This window comes from Aphanothece sacrum FPU1 (assembly GCF_003864295.1).
Taxonomy (GTDB): Bacteria; Cyanobacteriota; Cyanobacteriia; order Cyanobacteriales; family Microcystaceae; genus Aphanothece_B; species Aphanothece_B sacrum.
Map to the genome: position 1 here is coordinate 975866 of NZ_BDQK01000013.1, position 22176 is coordinate 998041.

Here is a 22176-nt window from a genome sequence, read left to right on the forward strand (position 1 = left end):
TCCCTCCTGAATTTGAGAGCAAAATTTTTCACCTCGAATATTGTCCCTTAAACTCTAAACCATTTCAAGACATTTTTGTCTTTGTTGTAATAATAAGTACATCCGTCTGTTGCTTTGATAGATTTACCCAAACTTGCTCTACTTCTAATGGTACTTAGGGAATAATTAGTCAATGCCTTCATTTGTGTATGAGAAAGTCCTACGATGGTTTTATTAGAAACGATATCGGCTATTTCTTCAGGCTGAGGTTCAGTGGGAGATTGCTCATCAGATGGAATATCAATGGTAATTTGAGGATGGTCAAGGGGGACAATTTCAGGTTTTAGTGGAGACTGCTCATTAGAGGAAATATCAATGGTAATTTGAGAATTATCAGCAGAAATATCCATCATTTCTTTAGCTTTTTGTCGTCGATAATCCTGTACGGTTAGGAGTTGCCAATGGGAATCCTGAGATAATTCTAAAACCCATTGATGATAGTCAAAGATACTTTCCCGATGTCCCACACTGATAAAGGTTGTTTGGCTGGCTTGTAATTGTTGATATAAATTATTTTCATTGTTTAAGTCTAAGGCACTCGTAGCCTCATCGAGAATGGTAAATCTGGGACGGGTAACTAATACTCTGGCAAAAGCTAAACGTTGTTGCTCACCAAGAGAAAGCATATTTTCCCAAGGCATTTCCGTATCAAAACCATCGACTCGACTGAGTAAATTTTGTAGATTTACTGTCTGCAAAAGTGCTATCAATTCTGTGTCAGTTTTTTCTAGATGCTCATTGGGATAAAGTAACTGTTCTCGCAAAGTTCCTAATATTATGTAGGGACGTTGGGGCAAAAATAAGACTTCTTCTAAGGGGGGACGAAGTAGAATCCCAGTTCCTGCACTCCATAGACCAGCGATCGCTCGTAATAGAGAACTTTTTCCTCGTCCACTAGGTCCAACAATCAATAAACCTGCACCTGGTGTTACAGTTAGGGAAAGATTTTCGACAATTACCTGTTCATAGTTAGGTGTTTGTAATGTTACATTTTCAAAGGCCAAATGGTTATCTTCTAAAATTTTTATGGTGCTAAGATTGTCTGAGTTTTTGGTGACTTCTTCTAAGGCTTCGGAGAATTCAGATAGGCGTTCAACATAACTCGAAAAACGTCCTGATGTCCCAAATTGACGGATTAATTCCCCTAGGGCGTTGGCAAATAAATTAGCGGCTAAACAGGCTTGGCCCACTTGTCCAAAAGTGAGATCATCGCTATTAAAATACAACGGGCCAAGAATGATAAAAGTAAATACTTGGATCGCAGCCTGATAGCCGCGATTAAAAATTTCTGTGCTTCTTTCCCAATCAATTTTGCGTTTGGCACTGTTGAGAACTGAATTAAATCGACGATCAATAATGTTTATTTCTTGGCTTTCTCCCTTAAAAAATGCGATTGATTCGGCATGATTACGAACATGGGTTATGGCGTAATTGTAGTTAGCTTTAAGTTCGAGTTCCTCTTGATTAATTTTATTTAATTCTTGGGTTAGATAAATGCCAATTAAATTACCGACAATTGTCCAACCGACTAAAATCAAGGCAACCAGTTGGGAAATTGACCAGAGAATAACTATAAATGTCCCCATCTCCAGGACTTTTTCCAAAGAAGTGGCTAAAAAATTAAGGGCATTACTGGTAATCGGTTCAATTTCTTGGGATAGACGTTGATCAGGATTATCGAGATCGGATTTAAAATTAATTCTATAATAGGCACGCTCGCTAAAATACTTTTCGAGAATCCAATCATTTAGCCATTCGTACCAATCAAGAGCAATTCTTTTTGTCAGAAATTTAACAAATCCCACTAAAAGTGTCACCAATAACAACCCAAGGGCAAAAACAGCTAAAGTTTCGACAAATTTGGTAAAATCTTCTTTTTCAATAATGACATCCACTAAATAATTACTAACAAAACTATTGAAGGCATTTAAGCCCACAACTGCCATAATTAACACAATTAGGAGAGTCATCATTCCCCAAGCTCGAATTACATCGGAAAAAGCTCTTCCTCCTGGCTTAGTGGGATACCAATAGGGTTCTGTGATCGCTTTGATATTCTGCCAAAATTTAGCAAAAGTCGAAGTTGCATTGAGTATAGATTGATCTTGAATAACTTGTTTGGCCATATTTTCGATGTGATCGTCCTTCTTCTTTCTAGAAATTAAACGCTATTGCCATGAATGTTTAATTGATTTAGATCTTCAGTCTTGAACGATCAACACACTGTTATTTTTATTCCAAGGCGATTACAGTAGTCAAATTGTAATACTTCTAAATTAATATAAGCTTGTAATCTAGTTTCATCCATAACCATTTTTTGGGGGTTGGTAAACCAAGGAGAAGATTATATTTTTTCTGGATTTGTTAATTTTCTTTCGACTCGCTTGACTTTTTGGAAAAATGCTTCATCTAGCGGTGGAATATCTGAGTAATCAATATCTTCATCAGACATTGTTTCTAACTCTTTTGCCCGTTTTGCACTCATGGATGGAATTTTGTCAAGATTTTTATGTACGGTAGTCATAATGCAGTTCTTGTTCTTTTGTGTTGGCTCGTCGTGCCGAGATAAGTCTCAGCCGCCCTTCTGTTTCAGTATACACCACTGTCATGATCGTCAACTGGCTATTGCTACCAATAGCAATATATCTTATCTCCCCATAATCAATTCTGGTATCAACTATTTCATAAGTTGGATAGGGAAATATTTCAGCCGCTTCTTCAAAGCTTATTTTGTGCTTTTTTTGATTAGCTTTGTTCTTGTCAATATCCCATTCAAATTCCATTATTTTCTTTATTTTAGAAACTCTAGGGATATTATATGATGGTTGTGCATAATGGCATCGGGCTTAATAGTATTAAGCCCCTACATAAAAATTGTACCCGATTTAACCCTATAGGGGCATGGCATTAACAATCTCTGATATTTACCATAAGATTAATGTTGCCATGCCCCATATTCATGTCAATTATTTTGATTTGGGCATGGCCTTTTGAAAATTTTGGTTTTATCAACAGGTTATCATTGTCATGCCCCTACATTTATTCTTTGATTGCCAAAATTAAACCCCAGCATGACCTAAAGCTAATCCAGCCACCAACATTCCTAAAACTAGAAAAGGTTGTGCGCTGGCTTGATATTTCACATCATTTTCTAAGGGATTTCTCAAGAAATACATATCTTGAAACGTGATTTGAGGAATGACTAACAATAACAAAATAGTTGCATAAAGATTCTGGTGAATATAGATTAAGTAAGCCCCTATTCCCGCTTGAAATAGATCAATCATAATCACACAAATCCAAGCAGCAGTAGTTACCCCAAACATAACCGGAAGGGATTTTAAACCTAATTGACGATCGCCTTCCACACTTTTAAAATCATTAACAATGGCAATACCTAAACCAGCCATACTGTAAATTAGAGTCAAAACTACAATTGTCCAATTTAACTGACCAAATAAAGCATGACCGGCCCACCAAGGTAAAGCAATATAACTTGACCCTAAAGCATAATTTCCTAACCAACCATTTTGTTTTAACTTTAACGGAGGGGCTGAATAAATATAAGCCAGAAATGCACCCCCAAGAGTCAAACATAACATCACAGGAAAGTCATGACCGGCCCAAACATCAAGTCCATATCCTAAACTTAATCCGGCCCCCAATAACAGCAAAATCTGAGCCTTTACTTGAGGAACAGAAATGGCCCCCGAAGGAATAGGACGATAGGGTTCATTAATCGCGTCTATTTCCCTGTCATAAAAATCATTGAGGGTTTGGGTATATCCGGCCATCAAAGGCCCCGACATCAGCATACAAGCTGCCACCATGAGGACATTTTCTAGACTCCAAACATACCCCCCCGAAGAAGCGGCCCCACAGACTACCCCCCACATCAGAGGAATCCAAGTAATGGGTTTCATCAGTTGTAATCGGATTTTCCAGATGGATGTCTCTCCAGAGGTGGCCCCTTTCATCCCTAACAGTTGGCGAGTTTTGCCACCACGCTCATTCGGATTAGATGTAGATGAGTCAGACATAAGCGATTAATGGTTAAAAGGAAACAATGAGATAATGATTTTGGAATTTTGCCCCTTTGACTGATTGACCGGCCAAGGGAGGAGGTAACTCAATATTGCGTCGTTGATCTCCGGCTTCAATGGTCAATTCTGGGCCATATTGGGTTAATTTGACTTGTTTTTTGTCAAAACCTGGTAAAAATATCTGTATCTGACGGGCCGCTACGTCAATAGTGAGAGGTAATGGTGCTTGAGTATCAGCTAATAAGTCCGGTAAAGCATCTAATAAGGGTTGCCAGTCATCTCCTGTACGTTGAGGAATGGCACTCACCCCTAAAGGGGCAAATTCTTGCGTTAAAGTGTCCGTTGCTTGGGTTTTGTTGAGTAAGACCCCTTTAACCGTCAATCCGATTTGTTGGGCCCCTCCCCAAATATATTTTGCTTGCGCGATCGCCACTTTATCGTCAGTTGTTACCAGATAAGCGGCCAGTCGTTTAGGATTAGCGATCGCGGCTTTTCCCTGACTTAAAATATCATTGGTGGTTCCTTGAGATAAATCGTCAGCACTCCAAGACACATTAAGAATGGTACTGGTAATGGGTTGAATAAAGGGAGATAAAGCTTTAACTACATCAGATTCCCCTAATACTTGGCTAAACCGTCGAGCGTACCAACTGCTGATCTCAGGAATACCGAGCATTCGCAGGGTGGTTAAACTACTGTCACCATCATAGATAATGACCTCGTATTTGCCACTTTTATCGTATTCTCGGATAGCATTGAGGGCTAAACCACTATCCATCCCTGGTAAGATGCCTAACTCTTGTCCATAGACATTTTTAAGAGTCGGCGATCGCAAATATTTGGATTCTAATTCCTTGACATCTTCCCAACCTTGTGCTATGAGAGCCGTCGAATTTAAGTTAACGACCTTGAGATTAGGGGCGATATCAGTGGGAGAAGAATCGACCGGAGTACCGAGTAACATAGAAAAAGCAGGACTAGGATCTTGACCTATAAGAAGGACTTGAGATCCCAGACCAGCCAATTTTTTAGCAGCCGCGATCGCCAAAGTAGTGCGACCCGTTCCGCCTTTGCCTAAAAAGGTCAAAATCAAAGCCATGAGACTGCCTGTGGTTTGTTATTACTTTAGTTTAGACGAGAGCGAGTTCATCCTCAAAAAACCAGGTAGCGGTTTTGTCTTTAAATTCAACCACAACCCCGACCCCACTACCATCAGTCATTTTATAGTCTGTGACAATGCCTTGTGCGCCTAGTTTTTTGACGATATCCTGAGATACCCGATCTCTAAGACGAATGACTTTAACTTTTTGACCGATTTCCATTCCTAATTCTACTGATTATATTAAATTGACCATTCTCAAGTGTAACTGAATCTGGCACTTACTTTTGATGGGAAGTTCTAAATTATGAATTATAAATTATGAATTATAAATTATGAATTCAAAGATACCTCAATCTGGTGATGGGGTGATTGTAAATTATGAATTATGAATTATGAATTATAAATTATGAATTCAAAGATACCTCAATCTGGTGATGGGGCGGGTTTATTTAATATATTGGTTAAAATCGTCAGAATTTCCTGAAAAATCCGCCCCTACGTCTACTTGGCGACCAGGGAAACTCTAAGTTAAGATAACTCGTCTGGTGTGAATAACTCGACAAAAGCACCTGACATTGAATACAATACGCCTTTAAATCCCAACTTATTATCTTGATCCCTATTATGACCTTATCGGTAAAAGGGAGTCTTGCAGGATCATCTTTCGGGAGATACCTGGAATTACTCCAAATTTTAGTAGAAAGAAACTTAAAAGGACGCTATCGCGGCTCATTGTTAGGGATATATTGGTCGCTACTTAATCCCTTAATTATGACGGGACTCTATGCAGCGATTTTCGGCACAGCCTTTGCTACTTACTTTGATAATTCCATCTTAAACTATGTCCTAGCTGCTTTTACCGGACTGATTGTCATTAACTTTTTTTCGGCCGCTACTAGCCAAGCTTTAAGCAGTGTGGTCGGTAATGGGGCATTACTCAATAAAATTCAACTTCCGGTAACGATTTTCCCAGTCTCAATGATTGTAGCGAATATCTTTCAGTTTGTGATGGGGCCCCTACCTTTGCTTGCCATCGTGACATTATTGAATTCAAAAAATCCCCTAAATGTCCTAGCTTTATTATTGCCTCTGATTGGTCTAAGTTTAGTCTGTGGGGGAATAGGATTTTTAGTAGCTGCTTTGTATGTATTCTTTCGGGATTTGCCCTATTTTTATGAGTTAGTGTGTTTTGTCCTCTGGATTAGTTCTCCTGTCTTTTATCCTTCAGAAATCATTCCACCGGCCGTTAAACCATTTTTACTATTCAATCCATTGATTCCTATTATTGAAAGTATTCGCCAGATTTCTTTATCCGGGGACTTACCCAATTTATTTTTAATTGGTCACTCCCTACTTAATGGACTGATTTTTTTAATGTTAGGCTGGATTTGTTTCAAAGCTTGGCAAAATCAATTTATGGACTTATTATAAACGTTACATGACGGAACTAATTAGACTCGATCAAGTTTCTCTATGGCGCAGAACCCAAGAAGAGTTTTCTTATGACCTCAAGAAAACTGTTTTGTCCTTTTTGGAAGGAAAATATCGCCAACCATCGAGAAAATTAATTCTCGACCAGATCAATTTAACCGTTAAAACGGGAGAAAAAGTCGGGATTATCGGGGCTAATGGTTCCGGAAAATCCACTTTACTCAAAGTGATCGCGGGAATTTTACAACCTTCTTCTGGCCAAGTAAGAGTTAAGGGAGAAATCGCTCCTCTAATCGAATTAGGGGCCGGATTTGATGGAGAATTATCTGTTACTGATAATATCATTCTTTATGGAGTGATGTTAGGCTTTTCTCGTCAAGAAATGAAGGAAAGAGTAGCTTCTATTTTGGATTTCGCTGATTTAGAAGAATACGCTTTTGCACCTGTTAAAGCACTTTCATCAGGTATGGGGGCCCGTTTGGGATTTGCGATCGCCACTGATGTTGAACCCGATATCTTAATTCTTGATGAAGTCTTATCAGTAGGAGATGAAAGCTTTAAAAATAAATGTCAAAAACGGATGGATAAATTATGGGGTCACAATACAACAATTTTGGTGGTTTCTCATGGTTTAGAATATATTCGACAATCTTGCGATCGCGCTATTTGGCTAAATCGCGGTAAAATTCGTTTTGCTGGCAGTACCGATGAAGCTATTCATCATTATCTAACAGCTGTTCAACAAGATCTAGATGTAGGATTACACACTCATTAACATGAAAATACTAATCACTGGAGGGGCCGGTTACATTGGCTCTATTTTAACCCCAACTTTACTGGCAAAAGGCTACGAAGTAACTGTCTTAGATAGTTTTATGTTTGGCCAAAATAGTTTGGCTGATTGTTGTCAATACGATACTTTTAATGTGGTTCGTGGCGACTGTCGTAATGAATCTTTGGTCAAAGAATTACTCAAAGATGCTGATGTTATTATCCCATTAGCAGCATTAGTAGGTGCGCCTTTATGTAGTCGAGATCAAATTGGTACCAAAACTATTAACTATGAAGCGGTTAAAATGTTGTGTGATTTGGCGAGTCCAGAACAACGAATTTTAATGCCTGTGACTAATAGTGGTTATGGTATCGGTGAAGCGGGTAAATTTTGTACGGAGGAGTCTCCTTTACGTCCGATTTCTCTTTATGGTACGACAAAAGTTGATGCAGAAAAGGCAGTTTTAGAAAGAGAAAATAGTATCACTTTCCGACTGGCTACAGTCTTTGGAATGTCACCTCGGATGCGGGTTGATTTATTGGTTAATGATTTTGTTTACCGTGCTTTTTATGATCGGGCTGTAGTAATTTTTGAAGGGCATTTTAAACGCAATTATATCCATATTCGAGATGTGGCTAAGGTCTTTATTCATGGAATCGAAAATTTTGAAGCTATGAAGGGTAAACCTTACAATGTGGGCTTAGAAGATGCTAATTTATCTAAGTTAGAATTGTGTGCTGAAATTAAGAAATATTTACCCAGTTTTGTTTATTTAGAAGCACCTATTGGGGAAGATCCTGATAAACGGGATTATATTGTTTCTAATGCCCGTATTCTTAAGACAGGTTTTGAACCAGAATGGCCGTTAGGACGAGGTATTCGGGAATTAATAAAAGGTTACACTATTTTACGCAATACGGTGTATTCCAATGTTTAATGACTTGGGTTTGATAACTTAAATAATATTCAGAGAAAGGGATTTTAAGCACCTTTCTCTTTTTTTATCCCAAATTTAACTTAATTTATTAAATTAGATATAGAACAATTATTCTAGCTACAAATACATAGGTTTTCATTATAATTTGAGCTAAAGATATACGTATAAATTATGTATAACAGTAAGTATACAATAGAAATGTTATACATGAAAAGTTAAATATAATATCGTTGTAGCGAGCTTAACAAAATGAATGGATTGTTTAAAAAAATAGGATTAGTTAGTTTAGTTAGTACAAGTTTAATTGTAATTGGAGCAGAAAGTTCTTGGGCTGCCATTGTCAACAACCGTCCCCTTGGTGCTAATGATTTCAACTCTAGTTCTCTCCAGACTATTATGAATGGGATTAACTCTGGCATTAATGTTAAAACTGATCAATCATCAGTGGCTTTGTGGAATGTGACAAAATCTAAAAACTCTGCTGCAACGATGATTATCGAGCTTGCTGGATTAGCTCGTGTTAACACCTTTGGACTCTACGATCCTACTAATAAAAGCTTAATTCAAATCTTTGAAGGAGACGATGTAGGAAATGCCACACGAAAGGAATCTGCCACAATTGCTTTTACCAGAGTTAAGAATCAGTACATTGTGACCATTACTGAAGTCCAAAAGAATAAAAATGATGATAAAGATGGATTAGTAACAACGGGTACTCTCAATTCTAATTTCTTTGGTTTTTATCTGATGAACCCCCAAGGGATTTTCTACACTGAAGATTCAGCCAATCAAAACGGTAAACCTCAAACCATTGTTTTTGATGGAAATGGAAACACCCTAAACTTAAAAGGGGCTGAAATTAATGATACAACCTTCGATAAAGGCGATGACTTTATCCTCGCTTTTGAAGACATTCCCTTCGACAGAAGTGACAAAGACTTCAACGATATGGTTCTTAAAGTTGGTGGTATTGGAGCAGTGACCCCTGAGGATACTCAGACTATTCCTGAACCCCTCACCATACTCGGTACATTTGGGGCGGCTGGTTTTGGAGCTTTCTTCAAACGAAAACTAGCTAAAAAATAAATGTTCTGATAGCTCAATATCGTATTTTTGTGGCGATAGACTTTAACTCTTTAGAGTTAAGCTATACAAACAAAGGTTGCCCACTTTCGTATAACTTAGTCCGCGAAGGCGGACTTCGTTTTTATAGGATGAGGCTTTAGCCTTTTATTAAATTATTAGTTTAGTAATTAAGTAATTAAATACTTTCTCACAAGTTTCACAATTAAGTTTTTCAAAAAAAACAGAGTTATCTTTCATATATATTTTAATAATTAAAAACCAATATTTCTCTAATTAAACCGCGACTATTACCTTTAGAATTAATCATCCTTGAAGCAGAAATACGAGTTATATTAAACTCCTGATATAATTTATCAAAAAAAGTATCATCAACATAATTTGTCGGATCAGAATTACTTAGCATTTGTAACGCTCCCTGATTTGATGCTGTCACAAAAACATCTCTTAACCGTCTTTGTTCATTATCATCAAAATCTGATGAACTATAAGCATTAAAACTAGCGGTTTTACTAATAGGACGATAGGGCGGATCATAATAAATAAATGTAGATTCATCCGCATATTTTAGAGCTTCAGAAAAATCTTTGTGTTGAATTTCAGCAATTTTAAATGCTTGATTAACAGCCCTAAGATTTCCCTCATTGAGTATTTTAGGATTTTTATAACTACCCATCGGAACATTAAAATGCCCCTTACTATTAACCCGATATAAACCATTGAAACAAGTTCTATTGAGAAAAACAGTAAAAGCGGCCCTTTCTAGCCAATCTTTATCATAAGTATTAGTATCAATTTTTTTATCAAACTCATTGTAAATATCTCTAGATTGATAATAAAAAGTGTTTCGGTTATCAGGGGTTAAACTCAGATAATTTTCTTCTAAAATAGATAATTTATTAATAAGAGAATTAACATCATTTTGAATAACTTTATAAAGAATAATTAATTCTATATTTTTGTCAAAAAGATAAGCTTTTTTAATCGGAAAACGAGAGTAAATATCAAAAAATACGGCTCCCCCACCCAAAAAAGGCTCTATATAGGTCTTTATTTCTCCGGTGTGCAGTTTTTTAGGATATTTTGGGTTAATTTCGGGTAATAACTGGGTTTTTCCTCCTGCCCATTTCAAAACTGGAGATATTATTATGTGTACCATAAGATTTAAAAAACAATAAAAGAGGGAACAAATTGTTCCCTCTAATTAAAAAATTATAGGCGATTGAAAGTATGTTAATGATGACCAGCTTAATGACAGGTTTGTTAGTAAGCAAGACCCATACTACGGGTAGTTTCTGCGCCTAGATAAACACGGATGCTCAAGAAGTCAGTAGGACAAGCGGTTTCGCATCGTTTGCAACCAACACAATCTTCTGTCCGGGGGGAAGCAGCAATCTGAGCAGCTTTACAGCCATCCCAGGGAACCATTTCCAGAACGTCTAGGGGACAAGCGCGAACGCATTGGGTACAGCCAATACAGGTATCGTAGATGTTAACTTTATGTGACATTTAGTATTCGGCTCCTTAACCTTGGTGTTCTCCTAAATTAAACAGTCGGGGTTGACGATTCCCACATACAACGCTTACGCTTTGTACGGGGATTTTTCGCGCAGATCTGTTAAGGGATAGTTTACCGCAGAGACTGAATTTCCTTATCTAAAAAGGGTCAGAACTTTAAATTATGTAACAGTTCAAAGATCTGATTTAAACTCAGGCATCATAATTGTACACTTAAACGTCATAAATTCTAATTTAGTGATATTTCCCGTTATTAAACCAACTTTAAAATCAGTAATCTCTTTTTTCTGTCTATATTCTTGATTTTTTATCCTTTTAGCTTTTTTCTAATCTTCTAATTGTTTAACGGAAACTTCCACCGCTTCTACATCAATAGTTCCAGGAGGTGTAATTCTCTGAAAATGTCCCCCTTGAATTTGGAGTGGTTCTCCACAACTAGGACAATTACACTCTATAGAATTAAAGGCGGTAAACTCATAATTACACACAGGACATTGATCTTCGACTAAATTTCGTCTCATCCACCAACGCAACCCCCAAAAGCTGATGATGGGTAGCAAAATGATCGCCCCCAACAAAATCAAAAAGCTATTGACAACCCAACCTAAGCCAATAGACCCTAATAACAGTCCTAACAATAAGAAAGTTAACAAACAGCCTAAACCTGAATTGTTCATCCATACTAATTTTGGGTACTGATTATTCACGACGATCTCCGATTGCTAATCCCTAGCACTGTTGTTTTTCTATCTTAAATGCAAAAAGAGGACTCCCGCTACACCGAAAGGTTAGCGGTGAGATGAATTTTTGCCATTACTTCGATATGAATAACGGTTAATGGTCATGATTTGGTGAGATAATTAATTCATCTATAGATGTGTTAATAATGCAACATGGCTAAGGAAAAAGATTCCTTAACATCATCTTCGCCAAAAACAACGGTCTTAGCTGTTGTCAATGGCAAAGGGGGCGTAGGTAAAACAACGACTGCGATTAATTTAGCGGCTATTTTAGGGGAAAAACAAGCGGTTTTATTGGTTGACGCTGATCCCCAAGGTTCGGCCACTTGGTGGGCCGAACGAAACCAAGCGGGGATGAATTTTGATTTGACTGAGGAAACTGATCCGAAATTCTTAGGTAAACTTCGTCAAATTAACGAATATGCTCTAATTGTCGTGGATACACCCCCTGCATTGCGTTCAGAAGCTCTGCAAGCGGTTATTACTTGCGCTGACTATCTGGTATTGCCTACACCACCGGCCGCGATGGATTTAACGGCACTCATTGAAACGGTACGCACCGCCGTTATGCCCCTTAAAACTCCTCATCGGGTACTATTGACCAAGGTAGATGCTCGCAGTTTAAAGGAAACCTTGGAGGCGCAAAATACCCTGTTAGAGTTGGGAATTCCGGCTTGTCATGCCTTTGTACGTCAATATAAGGCTCATGAACGGGCTGTTTTAGAAGGGGTTCCTATTACGGAATGGCGGGGGAAAAATTCTAAGGAAGCTCAAGCAGATTATCGTCGTGTTACAGAAGAACTACAAAGAGATTGGGGGAAATTATGAGAAAACCACGAATATCGGATTTAATACGGGAAGAAGTGAATCAATCTATTGATGTTGAAGCGACTGTTTTGGAAACTTCAGATACTGTTTTAACTACTTCAAATAATGACATCACTAACACTGAAATTGATGCTCAAGTTAATGAATTAACTGCAGCTTTAGAAAAAGCTCATGAACAAGTTAATACTTTAGAAACTCAGATTAATTCTTTGGAAACTGAAGTCAAAAATCAAAAAAAATTAGTTAAAAGTTTAGAGACTAGGTTAAAAGAAAACAGTAAAAATCAAACGGAATTAGATGATCAAAAACAGTTAGTTGAGAAACTTTACGCGCAACTTCAACAAAAAGAAGAAATTGTCAGCGAATTAGAGAAAAAAAATCAACTAATTGAATTACTTCAAACTGAACTTAATAATATTCCTAAACCTGCCCTAATTCCTGCGCCAGCTAAAGACATTATTGTACAGAAAGAAGTGCAAAAAGAGACAGCTTTTGCCAGACAAGGGCGAGAGTTAGAAGCATATATCTCTCCTGCTGTTACCAGTAAACAAAAACAATTAACTAATCAAGATATTGGTTGGTTTGATTAATAATTATTCTAGGGGTTTAATACGGTTAAATTCTATAGGATGCGTTGGGAACGCATCCTACTAGGTTGTTTTATTTCAAAATGAGAATTGCTGAAAAAAACTTGTCAAACTTAACTTGACATGATATTATATAGATAATGAAAAATGTGCGCGCCTGTAACCTCTTTCCTAATAAAAAAAATGTAGGGACACGCCACTAACAATCTTTGTACAAAACCATAATCTACAAATTGCCTTGTCCTGGTTAATTAATAATTAAATCCGCGATCATATAATATTGGGCAAAGTCAACGGAACTGTTAACGCTGATGAGTTATTAGATTTAGTTAAAAAAGCTGAAATTGAAGGAGAAAGAATTATTATAGAAAAAGAAGGGAAAGGCCAAGTCGCTATTATTAATTATGCAGATTTACAATATTTAGAAGCTTTAGAAGATGCGAGAGATTCTGAGTTATTACGTCAAGCAGTAGCAGAAAGTAATGGAGAATTTTACACTCTTGAAGAAATGTTAGCAGAAAAAGGATTAACTTTAGAAGATATAGCAAGGGAAGACTATGAATAAAACCTATTTTCTGCAAATAGATAAAGTCGCAATTAAAGCATTGGATAACTTGCTTTTGAAAATATATAAACAAGTGACAATGAAACTATTTTTATTGCAAAAAAATAGTTTTCCTCAAGATTGTAAAAAACTACAAGGATATGAAAGAGGTTATAGAGTTGATCAAGGTGAATATAGAATTTTATACATGGTTGAGGATGATAAAATTAGAGTGTTTAAAATCGGTAAACGTAATGATGATGAAGTTTACCGTAATTTATAATATAAAAAACACTAAAAGAGTTAATTCCTAAGTCAATCTTTCCCGTCCGATATGTACTTCCCATTCTACAACTCTAGCAGATTCTGCTAACATACCGTCTCGAACACGAGGACTTGTATTGACAATTTCGAGGGCAGCCTCAGCATTCTCCGCTTTTATTATCCATAGTCCTGTACCATCATGAGGAAAAAACGGGCCACAGCAAATTAAAACACCTTTTTGGGCTTGTTCACGGAACCAGGAAAGTTGATCAAGATCATGTTCAGGATGGTCGTTTTTGTATTGATAATAGTCTGGGACAGTGGCAACAACAACAGCAAAAAGTTTAGTCATACTCTTATTAGTAAAATCTAATAAATTTTAATTTCTCACTTTGCGAATATTACGCCAAGCTTGCCATCCAACATATCCTAAAAGAAAAGTCGCTCCGATGGCAAATCCCCAACCACTGGGAATATTAGAAAATCCTAAGGCTAAACTACCAACCCAAAGAGTTAAAGCATAAATAAATAACACCGTCAGACGATGAGAAATACCTGCTTCAATCAAGCGATGATGTAAATGACGTTTATCAGCAGTAAAAGGTGATTTACCTTGAGTCAGACGAGAAATAATCACAGCCGACATATCCACAATGGGAACAGCTAATACCAGAATAGGCAAAAGAACCGCCGTAACCGCTACTGTCGTCACTGCAGCCGTTTTTACCAATCCAATGACCCCAACTCCTGCTAAAGTAAAGCCCATAAAATAAGCCCCCCCATCCCCCATAAAAATCTGGGCCGGGTTAAAATTGTACCGTAGAAACCCTAATGCCCCCCCGGCCAAAGCTGCTGCAATCAAAGCTGCGGCCGGTTGTTCCATAAATAAGGTTAAAACCATCATCACTACCGCAGAGATGCCACAGCCACCCGCCGCTAAGCCATCTAAACCATCAATCCAGTTAACTGCATTGGCCATCCCTACCAGCCAAATAACGGTTAGGGGGAGACTTAACCAACCAATTTGGACTAAATCCGCAAAAGGAATGGAGAGGAAATCAATACGCACTCCCACACCCCAAGCTGCACTAGCTACAATCGTTTGTACAATTAACCGAGACATGGGGCTAAGATTAAACAAATCATCGGTTAATCCAATCAGGAAGAAGGCAATACCCCCTAAAATAACCCCCCAAATTTCCCATTCTTTATTGGGAGGAAGCAAACCAAAGCCCCCCAAAACCCAAACGATGAGAAGGGCGATTATGGTTCCGGCAAAAATAGAGACTCCCCCTAAGCGTACCATTGGACGTTGGTGCATTTTTCGTGGATTAGGTTTATCCACAAAACCCGTTTTATGACCAATTTGATTGATGATGGGGGTACTCCACCAAACAACCATCAGTGAAATGAAAAAGGCGGAAAGATGGAACAGTTCTCCTGGCATGGTCATAGGCCTGGTTAGTTGGGTGAGTCGTTTACCACAAGGTTTACCTTAAGTTACTCTATTTTGGTATGGTCAACCTAAAGCCTATTATTGAGTTTAGCTTTTAGATTGACCAAGAATCTCAAATCATTACCAACTAGATTTAACTACACCGGGTAAAAGTCCTTGGTGGGCCCATTCGCGCAGTACGTTACGAGATAAGCCAAAATCCCGATAATATCCTCTAGAACGTCCTGTGACCCAGCATCGGTTACGACGACGGTTAGGGGAACTATTACGGGGGAGTTGCTGAAGTTGACGCTGTAAGTTCATTTTATCTTCATAGTCTTCGGCTACGCGAAATTCTTCTTTAAGGGTCGCGCGTTTCTCTGCATACTTATCTACTAGACGACTGCGCTTTTTTTCGCGCTCAATCATGGATCTTTTAGCCATAAGTCTTAGGGTTAGATTTTTCCAATAAAGACACCATTCTCTATTATAACCCAAATTTTTGGTCGTTGGACATAAAATAAATAACTGTGTGTTAAAAAAACGGGTTCTCCAAATTTTGTCAGAAATGCAGGTACTGATATATTGAATGAAATACGGCTATAACTCCGAACTCCGATTGTTGGGTTTCCTTCGTCAACCCAACCTACATTGTTTAATCACCTCTGTATTGATGATTTGTTGTTGTGTTTGTATGTTTCCTGATTTGTATTAAACTATTATTATGTTCCAAACTACGCGCCGTCGTTTAGCTATTTGGTATACTAGCGTTACTGCTATCTTATTATTATTATTTGCAACGGTTGTTTTTTTCTATGTTCGGAGTACCTTAGTAGAAAGAATTGATGATACTCTTAAGCACGTTGTTGAAGTAGTTAATCGTTCCTTAGTTATTGAATCAGTTTCTTTGGAAGAAGGACGATATAACGTTAATGTTGAAGCAAGTTTTAGGGATAATAGAGAAGCAGTAGAAGACGATCACATTGAGATAGAATGGTTTAATTCTCAAGGTGAATTATTATGGTCTACTTTTACTGCAACCCCTAAGATTAATGTTAACCCTTATCGACGGGCCGAAACTGTTTATCTTGCAGATAATCGTGTTCTTAGACAAGTCACACAACGAGTTAATATAGATCATTATATTTTAGGTTATTTAAGAGTCAGTCATCCTTGGTTTGAAGTGACAAAACCTATTCGTCAATTAACCATTGATTTAATATTAGGAGGATTGTTTACTATTATTATTGTTGGATGTATTGGCTGGTTTTTATCAGGTTTAGCCATTAAACCTATTCGAGATTCTTATCAAAGTTTAAAGCAATTTACGGCTGATGCTTCCCACGAATTAAGAAATCCTATTGCCACTATTCAAACTAATGTACAAATGGCTTTAGCTTATCCAGAAGCCGATCCACAATTGCAACAAAGACAGTTAAAAGTAGTAGAAAGATTGACAAAACGCTTAGGAAATTTAGTCAATGATTTATTATTTTTAGCTCGTTCTGATAGTGGAATTATACAAACTAATTATCAACCTGTTCCTTTAGATGCGTTATTAATTGAAGTCATAGAAGAACAAAGAACTCTAGCAGAACAAAAAGAAATTTTTCTCTCTTTACACATTCTTGATCCTGAGCCAAAATTATTAGACCCATCTCAAGATAATTTTACCTTACAAGGAGATTGGGATCAATTAGCTCGTTTATTCACTAATTTAATTAGCAATGCTTTAGAACATAGTTTTATAGATGAAGATTTAATTAAAAAAAAAGCAAAGATACCGTCAATTGAAGTAGAATTAAAAAAAATTAAACGAGATCGCTTTACTCACTTACAAGTTAAAATAAAAGATAATGGTAAAGGAGTATCTGAAACAGTATTAACTCATTTATTTGATCGATTTTATCGAATCGATACGTCTCGAATGTATAAAAAATCAGGAGGAACAGGATTAGGATTATCCATTGCTAAAGCTATCGTTGAAAATCATCACGGACAAATTAAAGTAGAAAGTATCCTAGGAAAAGAAACAACTTTTACCGTTAGTTTACCTTTGTAAAATAATCAGAAATATGAATCAATCTCTAGACCAATTTAATCCTAATTATTTAGTAGCTTTAGATGAAATTTATCATAGTAATTGGGTAGCCAAGAAAAAAAGACAAAACATTTTTTTTCGTCAAATTATTAATCATCTTTGGCCCAATGGTCATCCAACAAAATTAATACAAATTACAGGAACAAATGGTAAAGGTTCAGTCTCTTATTATCTAGAACAAGGATTACAAATAACAGGTAAAACCAGTGGTTCTTGGACAGGTCCTCATATTTTTGATTATGCAGAACGTTTTCATATTAATGGTCAACAAGTAAGTCATAATGATATTATTTTAGCCTATCAAAATATTCAACAATCTTCTGATAACTTTTTAAGTAATTACCCTAGTAATTTGTCTTTAACTTTTCCTGAAATTGGCATTTTAATGACCTTACATTTATTTGAAAAATATGAAGTAGATTGGGGTATTATGGAAGTAGGTTGTGGCGGTCGTTATACAGATTTAATGGCTCTAGATATGGTAGCTTGTGTTCTTACAAATGTCGGTAATGATCATCCGAAAACTTTGGGAAGTGAACTATGGCAAAGGGCTTTAGATAAAGCAGGAATTGCTCGTCCAGGTGTACCTTTTTTTACCTCAGAAATGGATGCTGCTAAATATTATGTCATGAAAACTGCCGAAGCACAAGGCGCAAAAGTTTTGACAATTGAAGAAAAAGAAGTAGAGGAAGTTGAAAAAATTATCGGTATTACTCCTCAATTTAAGTTACGGAATCTGACCCTAGCTTGTCAAGTAATTCGTTATTTTTATCCTGAGTTGAATTTAAAAGATTTACTCGAATCTATGAAAAAAAATTTACCAGGACGTTTCGCTAATATTGCACCTAATGTGATAGTAGATGTGGCTCATAATTCTGACAAAATTGCTCGTTTAGCTGACCAATTAAGTTATACTTTTCCTGGTAAAAAATTCACCTTTTTAATTGGTCTAACCCGTGAACGCAACATAAGAGAAGTATTTGCTCCTATTCTACCATTAGCTAAGCGTATTGTAATTACTGGGGCTTCTTATGCAGGTCAAAATCCCGAATTATTAGCCCAACAATTACACCTTGATTTTGCTAATATTGAGGTAGAACTTGAACCTAAAAAAGCTTATGAACAGGAATTAAAAATTTTACAAGAAGGAGAAATATTAATATTAACTGGATCAGCTTATATGATTGACCAAGCTATTAATCCTAATCCTTATTTACGTCATCTTAATGCTACTTATGGTTGGCGTAATCAAAAATAAAATTATGCTAAATTAATAATTAATGACAGACCTTATGTCTGATCCTATAAAAACTAAGTCCGCCTGCGCGGACAGCCATTCTAGGTTGCGTAGGCAACCTTTGTTTGTATAGCTTAACTATGAACGAGTTAAAGTCCTTTATTTGTAATAATTTAGCATAACTTGTCCGGTAGAACCAAATTTAATCAATCAGGTCTATCTTCAGTAAATTGATCAATCGCTTCTACCATTCCCTCTGAATAAGGTTCAAGCACAGTAGAACAAACATGAAGATCAGCAATAGCTTGAGAAAATTCTTCAGAATTAGGATCGGTATTTTTAATAATTTGAATAGCGTTAAGTGCTTTTTCTAGCTGAGGTTGATATTCATTAAGAAATACTTCTAATCTCTCAAATGGATCTTTATAAATAGCTGTCATTTACTTAATCTCCTTTCTAGTTTTGCAATGTTTTGACGGCAATTTGCTACTGTTTTTTCCCAATGAGCAATTAAACCTTGATCTTGACCTTCTATTGGTTTAAGTTTCTCCTTGGCAATTTTTCCTAAATGTTCTTCTAATGCTTTATGCTGTCCTTCCAGTTTCTTACGATTTTCCTTATTTTTGCCCATACTCCTATGTTACTCCACCACATTCTAGCTATTCAATCTCAATTAATTGGCAATAATAGTATTTTAAGATCAATTTCAATTAAGGATTAAGCCTATAATTGAAAAGTAGACAAAAAACCTGGTACGAATGTTGGCGTGATTTTGGTAATCCATGCAAATCCATTTAATACCCAAACGCCTCGCTGAGTGGGTTAAATCGAGACACTTCGGTGTAAATGCGACCGATCATCGCTATGCCTTTGTAGAAGCTTGTTTAATTGGATTTTTGTCCGCTTTAGCCGCCTTAGTCCTGAAAAAAGGAATTGGTTTATTAGGAGGATGGCGCGTCAGTCTGGCTAATCAATTAGGGGCCATCTGGGTGCTTCCCTTAGCAGGCTTAAGTTTAGGAATGTTGGCCGGTTGGTTAATCGAACAAACATCTCCAACGGCAGCAGGAGGCGGTATTACCCAAGTTAAAGCCGCTTTAGCCCGTTATCCTGTTCCTCTTTCGGGACGGGTAGCTATTGTCAAATTAATTGGCAGTATATTGGTTTTAGGAGGAGGGTTAACCCTCGGTCGTCGCGCCCCAACTGTCCATATTGGGGCAGCTTTAGCCGCTCAACTGAGTAGTTGGGTTCCCACCTCTCCAGAACATCGACGACAAATGATTGCAGCAGGTGCGGCCGCAGGACTCGCGGCCGGATTTAGTACCCCTATTGCGGGGGTATTATTCGTTGTAGAAGAATTAATGCGGGATTTATCGGGTTTAACCTTACAAACCGCTATAGTCGCCTCTTTTACGGGAGCGGTTGTTTCTTTACTGTTCCAATCCAATGATCTCAAATTTCATCATAGTTTACTTAATCTTCCTGGGATTAGTTTTTCCACCCATGATATCCCCTTTTACTTGATATTAGGGTTTTTAGCAGGGATATTAGGAGCTTTATTCAATAGGGGACTATTTCTAAGTCTACAAATACAAAATTATTTTAATTTACCCTTGCACTGGCGTATCGGACTAATGGGTCTACTTTCAGGCTTGATTATCACCTGTTTACCGGCTGCTTTTCGTGATAATACAGGATTACAAGGATTGGTCGTCACGGGAGAATTAGACACTTTTAAGCTCTTGGGAGCTTTTATTGCCCATTTTTTCCTGACTATGTTGGCTTATAGCTCAAATGCTCCAGGTGGTTTATTTGCTCCTGCTTTAGTATTAGGTTCAGCTTTAGGCTATTTGGTGGGGGACTTAGAAGACTGGATGACGGGAACTGCTTCTCAGTCTACCTTTGCTTTAGCAGGAATGGGGGGCTTTTTTACCTCTGTGGTTCGGGTTCCTGTTACTGCTATTGTCATTGTTTTTGAATTAAATACGGATTTTAGAATCGTTTTGCCTTTAATGGCAACTTGTGCGGTGTCCTATGTGGTGGCTGAAAGTTTTGCACGCGGATCATTATACGAAAGAATGCTCAAAGTCAGGGGTATTTACGTTGATGATAGTCCCACAGATAAAGATTTTCTCTCTAATTTAACCGCCGCGGCCGTGATGAAGTCCCAAGTGGAAACCTTACCGAGTGATCTCAGTTTAGAGGAAGTATTACAAGCGATGTCTGTATCGAGTCATCGAGGGTTTCCTGTTATGGAAGACGGAAAAATAGTGGGTATTGTGACTCAAACTGATTTGGCCAATACGACTAAATATTCTGGTCAAACTCCTCTCAAAGAGTTTATGACTCCCCGTCCCATCACTGTTCAAGCTGATGCTTCTTTAAGTGATGTTCTTTATCTCCTCAATCGTTATCAGTTGTCCCGTCTTCCTGTGGTGGAAGGCAACAAATTAGTGGGTATTATCACTCGTACTGATATTATTCGGGTAGAAGCTAATCAATTAGAGGGAACGGAGTCTAGTGCTAATGAAGCTACCCCAGAACCTTCTTATATTGCTTATTCTACCCGCGCTCCCCTTATTGGACAAGGGCGAATTTTATTACCTGTTATTAACCCTGAAACAGCAACGGTTTTATTTCAGCTTGGAGGCGCGATCGCCACGGAAGAAAATCTCGAAATTGAGTGTTTAAATGTCATTAAAGTCCCTAAACATAGTAATCCCTCCCAAACCCCTGTTATTACTCAATCAGGACGACAGTTACTCCATCGTCTCGAAAGATCAGGCCGTCGTCAAAAACTTCCGGTTCATACTCAAATTCGTATTGCCCATCATACGGCCCAAGCTATCTTAGAAACTATCCGCGATCGCCATATTAATCTCTTGATTTTGGAATGGAAAGGTTATACATCAACACCAGGGGCTGTTTTTGGCAGTATTATTGATATTCTCATTCGTAAGGCCCCCTGTGAAGTCATGATTGTTAAATGGGGAACTCGTCAGGGGTCTTATCCTCAACAATTAGATAAAGAGGGTACTTGGTTAGTACCAATGGCCGGAGGCCCCAATGCACAAAGGGCCATTAAATTATTACCTGGATTAAGTAGTATATATACAAATCCGCGATCGCCGATTATTTGGTTATGTAAAGTCTATGCACCTTCGAGTTCCCTTCCCGATTATCAAGGATTAGAACAGGTGGCCCAAAGCTTGAAACAACAACTAGATCGCCCTGTTATTCCTTTACCTATTCGGTCTGGTTCTGTTTCTGAGGCTATCATCCATTTAGCTAAGGCGGAAACCTGTGATGTAGTTATTTTAGGGGTGAGTAGGGAGGGTCTACTAGAACAGGTTCTTCACGGTAATATTCCTAAAATGATCGCCAAACAAGTAGAAAGCACTGTTATTTTAGTTAGAGGAGCCTTAGATGTTTGACACTAATTACACACTTATTCTCAAGAGTTGGAAAGAATAGATTACTCTTTAGGATTTCATGCCCCTTATAAACGAGGTTTAACC

General features: G+C 37.5%; 25 protein-coding genes. 11 read left to right on the forward strand and 14 right to left on the reverse strand.

The window, feature by feature from the left end; genetic code table 11:
• Positions 1-47: 47 nt before the first annotated feature.
• From AsFPU1_RS15410 to petP, 6 genes are all read right to left on the reverse strand, one after another.
• Positions 48-2165 (reverse strand): ABC transporter ATP-binding protein/permease, encoded by a 2118-nt coding sequence (locus tag AsFPU1_RS15410; RefSeq protein WP_124972609.1) that lies wholly within the window; start codon positions 2163-2165, stop codon positions 48-50.
• A 218-nt stretch (positions 2166-2383) separates the two neighbouring features.
• Entirely contained in the window at positions 2384-2563 is a 180-nt protein-coding gene (locus tag AsFPU1_RS15415; RefSeq protein WP_124972607.1) for a hypothetical protein, read from the reverse strand.
• A complete protein-coding gene (locus AsFPU1_RS15420) occupies positions 2547-2822 on the reverse strand; it encodes a BrnT family toxin (RefSeq protein ID WP_124972605.1) in 276 nt (91 codons plus the stop codon). The genes AsFPU1_RS15415 and AsFPU1_RS15420 overlap by 17 nt, the downstream gene beginning before the upstream one ends.
• A gap of 276 nt (positions 2823-3098) precedes the next feature.
• Complete coding sequence (gene chlG, locus AsFPU1_RS15425; RefSeq protein WP_124972603.1) at positions 3099-4079, reverse strand: chlorophyll synthase ChlG; 981 nt, start codon at positions 4077-4079, stop codon at positions 3099-3101.
• Between the two features lie 13 nt (positions 4080-4092).
• The gene (locus AsFPU1_RS15430) at positions 4093-5181 is read right to left on the reverse strand and encodes a Get3/ArsA fold putative tail anchor-mediating ATPase NosAFP (RefSeq protein WP_124972601.1); all 1089 of its coding nucleotides are present in this window, start codon (positions 5179-5181) and stop codon (positions 4093-4095) included.
• Between the two features lie 31 nt (positions 5182-5212).
• Positions 5213-5404, reverse strand: a complete 192-nt coding sequence (petP, locus tag AsFPU1_RS15435; protein WP_124972599.1) for a cytochrome b6f subunit PetP — start codon at positions 5402-5404, stop codon at positions 5213-5215.
• A gap of 404 nt (positions 5405-5808) precedes the next feature.
• On the opposite strand from petP, the gene AsFPU1_RS15440 reads away from it, so the two are divergent.
• The 4 genes from AsFPU1_RS15440 to AsFPU1_RS15455 all read left to right on the forward strand — a co-directional run bounded on the left by AsFPU1_RS15440 (position 5809) and on the right by AsFPU1_RS15455 (position 9410).
• Positions 5809-6615 (forward strand): ABC transporter permease, encoded by an 807-nt coding sequence (locus tag AsFPU1_RS15440; protein WP_124972597.1) that lies wholly within the window; start codon positions 5809-5811, stop codon positions 6613-6615.
• A gap of 7 nt (positions 6616-6622) precedes the next feature.
• The gene (locus AsFPU1_RS15445; protein WP_124972595.1) at positions 6623-7390 is read left to right on the forward strand and encodes an ABC transporter ATP-binding protein; all 768 of its coding nucleotides are present in this window, start codon (positions 6623-6625) and stop codon (positions 7388-7390) included.
• A gap of 1 nt (position 7391) precedes the next feature.
• Positions 7392-8324, forward strand: coding sequence for an NAD-dependent epimerase/dehydratase family protein (locus AsFPU1_RS15450; protein WP_124972593.1), 933 nt, complete (start codon positions 7392-7394; stop codon positions 8322-8324).
• Between the two features lie 249 nt (positions 8325-8573).
• A complete protein-coding gene (locus tag AsFPU1_RS15455; RefSeq protein ID WP_124972666.1) occupies positions 8574-9410 on the forward strand; it encodes a DUF4114 domain-containing protein in 837 nt (278 codons plus the stop codon).
• 244 nt (positions 9411-9654) lie between these two features.
• Here AsFPU1_RS15455 and AsFPU1_RS15460 read toward each other — a convergent pair whose 3' ends face one another.
• From AsFPU1_RS15460 to AsFPU1_RS15470, 3 genes are all read right to left on the reverse strand, one after another.
• Positions 9655-10566 (reverse strand): DNA adenine methylase, encoded by a 912-nt coding sequence (locus AsFPU1_RS15460; protein WP_124972591.1) that lies wholly within the window; start codon positions 10564-10566, stop codon positions 9655-9657.
• A 104-nt stretch (positions 10567-10670) separates the two neighbouring features.
• Positions 10671-10916, reverse strand: coding sequence for a photosystem I iron-sulfur center protein PsaC (psaC, locus tag AsFPU1_RS15465; RefSeq protein WP_124972588.1), 246 nt, complete (start codon positions 10914-10916; stop codon positions 10671-10673).
• A 335-nt stretch (positions 10917-11251) separates the two neighbouring features.
• Positions 11252-11632 carry a hypothetical protein gene (locus AsFPU1_RS15470; RefSeq protein WP_124972586.1) on the reverse strand — a complete coding sequence of 127 codons (381 nt, stop codon included), beginning with the start codon at positions 11630-11632 and terminating at the stop codon, positions 11252-11254.
• Between the two features lie 186 nt (positions 11633-11818).
• Between AsFPU1_RS15470 and AsFPU1_RS15475 the strand changes: the two genes are divergently transcribed.
• The 4 genes from AsFPU1_RS15475 (at position 11819) to AsFPU1_RS15490 (ending at position 13907) form a co-directional block, all read left to right on the forward strand.
• Positions 11819-12493, forward strand: a complete 675-nt coding sequence (locus AsFPU1_RS15475) for a ParA family protein (protein ID WP_124972584.1) — start codon at positions 11819-11821, stop codon at positions 12491-12493.
• Positions 12490-13083: a hypothetical protein gene (locus AsFPU1_RS15480; RefSeq protein ID WP_124972582.1), complete on the forward strand. Its 594-nt coding sequence runs from the start codon at positions 12490-12492 to the stop codon at positions 13081-13083. Before AsFPU1_RS15475 ends, AsFPU1_RS15480 begins: the two co-directional genes overlap by 4 nt.
• Positions 13084-13360: 277 nt before the next feature.
• Entirely contained in the window at positions 13361-13645 is a 285-nt protein-coding gene (locus AsFPU1_RS15485) for a type II toxin-antitoxin system prevent-host-death family antitoxin (protein WP_124972580.1), read from the forward strand.
• Positions 13638-13907 carry a type II toxin-antitoxin system RelE family toxin gene (locus tag AsFPU1_RS15490; protein ID WP_124972578.1) on the forward strand — a complete coding sequence of 90 codons (270 nt, stop codon included), beginning with the start codon at positions 13638-13640 and terminating at the stop codon, positions 13905-13907. Before AsFPU1_RS15485 ends, AsFPU1_RS15490 begins: the two co-directional genes overlap by 8 nt.
• A gap of 27 nt (positions 13908-13934) precedes the next feature.
• Here the strand turns inward: AsFPU1_RS15490 and AsFPU1_RS15495 are convergent, their stop codons facing one another.
• The 3 genes from AsFPU1_RS15495 to rpsN form a co-directional block, all read right to left on the reverse strand.
• Positions 13935-14240, reverse strand: a complete 306-nt coding sequence (locus tag AsFPU1_RS15495) for a YciI family protein (protein WP_124972576.1) — start codon at positions 14238-14240, stop codon at positions 13935-13937.
• Positions 14241-14267: 27 nt separating this feature from the next.
• Positions 14268-15335, reverse strand: a complete 1068-nt coding sequence (locus AsFPU1_RS15500) for a glycosyltransferase family 4 protein (protein WP_172957453.1) — start codon at positions 15333-15335, stop codon at positions 14268-14270.
• A gap of 129 nt (positions 15336-15464) precedes the next feature.
• Complete coding sequence (rpsN, locus tag AsFPU1_RS15505; RefSeq protein WP_124972572.1) at positions 15465-15767, reverse strand: 30S ribosomal protein S14; 303 nt, start codon at positions 15765-15767, stop codon at positions 15465-15467.
• A 280-nt stretch (positions 15768-16047) separates the two neighbouring features.
• Here rpsN and AsFPU1_RS15510 point away from each other — a divergent pair, with 280 nt between their 5' ends.
• Positions 16048-17385, forward strand: a complete 1338-nt coding sequence (locus tag AsFPU1_RS15510; RefSeq protein WP_125061135.1) for a sensor histidine kinase — start codon at positions 16048-16050, stop codon at positions 17383-17385.
• A 13-nt stretch (positions 17386-17398) separates the two neighbouring features.
• A complete protein-coding gene (locus AsFPU1_RS15515; protein ID WP_124972570.1) occupies positions 17399-18682 on the forward strand; it encodes a glutamate ligase domain-containing protein in 1284 nt (427 codons plus the stop codon).
• A gap of 185 nt (positions 18683-18867) precedes the next feature.
• Here AsFPU1_RS15515 and AsFPU1_RS15520 read toward each other — a convergent pair whose 3' ends face one another.
• Positions 18868-19101 carry a hypothetical protein gene (locus AsFPU1_RS15520; protein ID WP_124972568.1) on the reverse strand — a complete coding sequence of 78 codons (234 nt, stop codon included), beginning with the start codon at positions 19099-19101 and terminating at the stop codon, positions 18868-18870.
• Positions 19098-19292 carry a hypothetical protein gene (locus tag AsFPU1_RS15525; protein ID WP_124972566.1) on the reverse strand — a complete coding sequence of 65 codons (195 nt, stop codon included), beginning with the start codon at positions 19290-19292 and terminating at the stop codon, positions 19098-19100. Before AsFPU1_RS15525 ends, AsFPU1_RS15520 begins: the two co-directional genes overlap by 4 nt.
• 151 nt (positions 19293-19443) lie before the next feature.
• On the opposite strand from AsFPU1_RS15525, the gene AsFPU1_RS15530 reads away from it, so the two are divergent.
• Positions 19444-22092: a chloride channel protein gene (locus AsFPU1_RS15530; RefSeq protein ID WP_124972564.1), complete on the forward strand. Its 2649-nt coding sequence runs from the start codon at positions 19444-19446 to the stop codon at positions 22090-22092.
• The last annotated feature ends 84 nt before the right edge of the window (positions 22093-22176 follow it).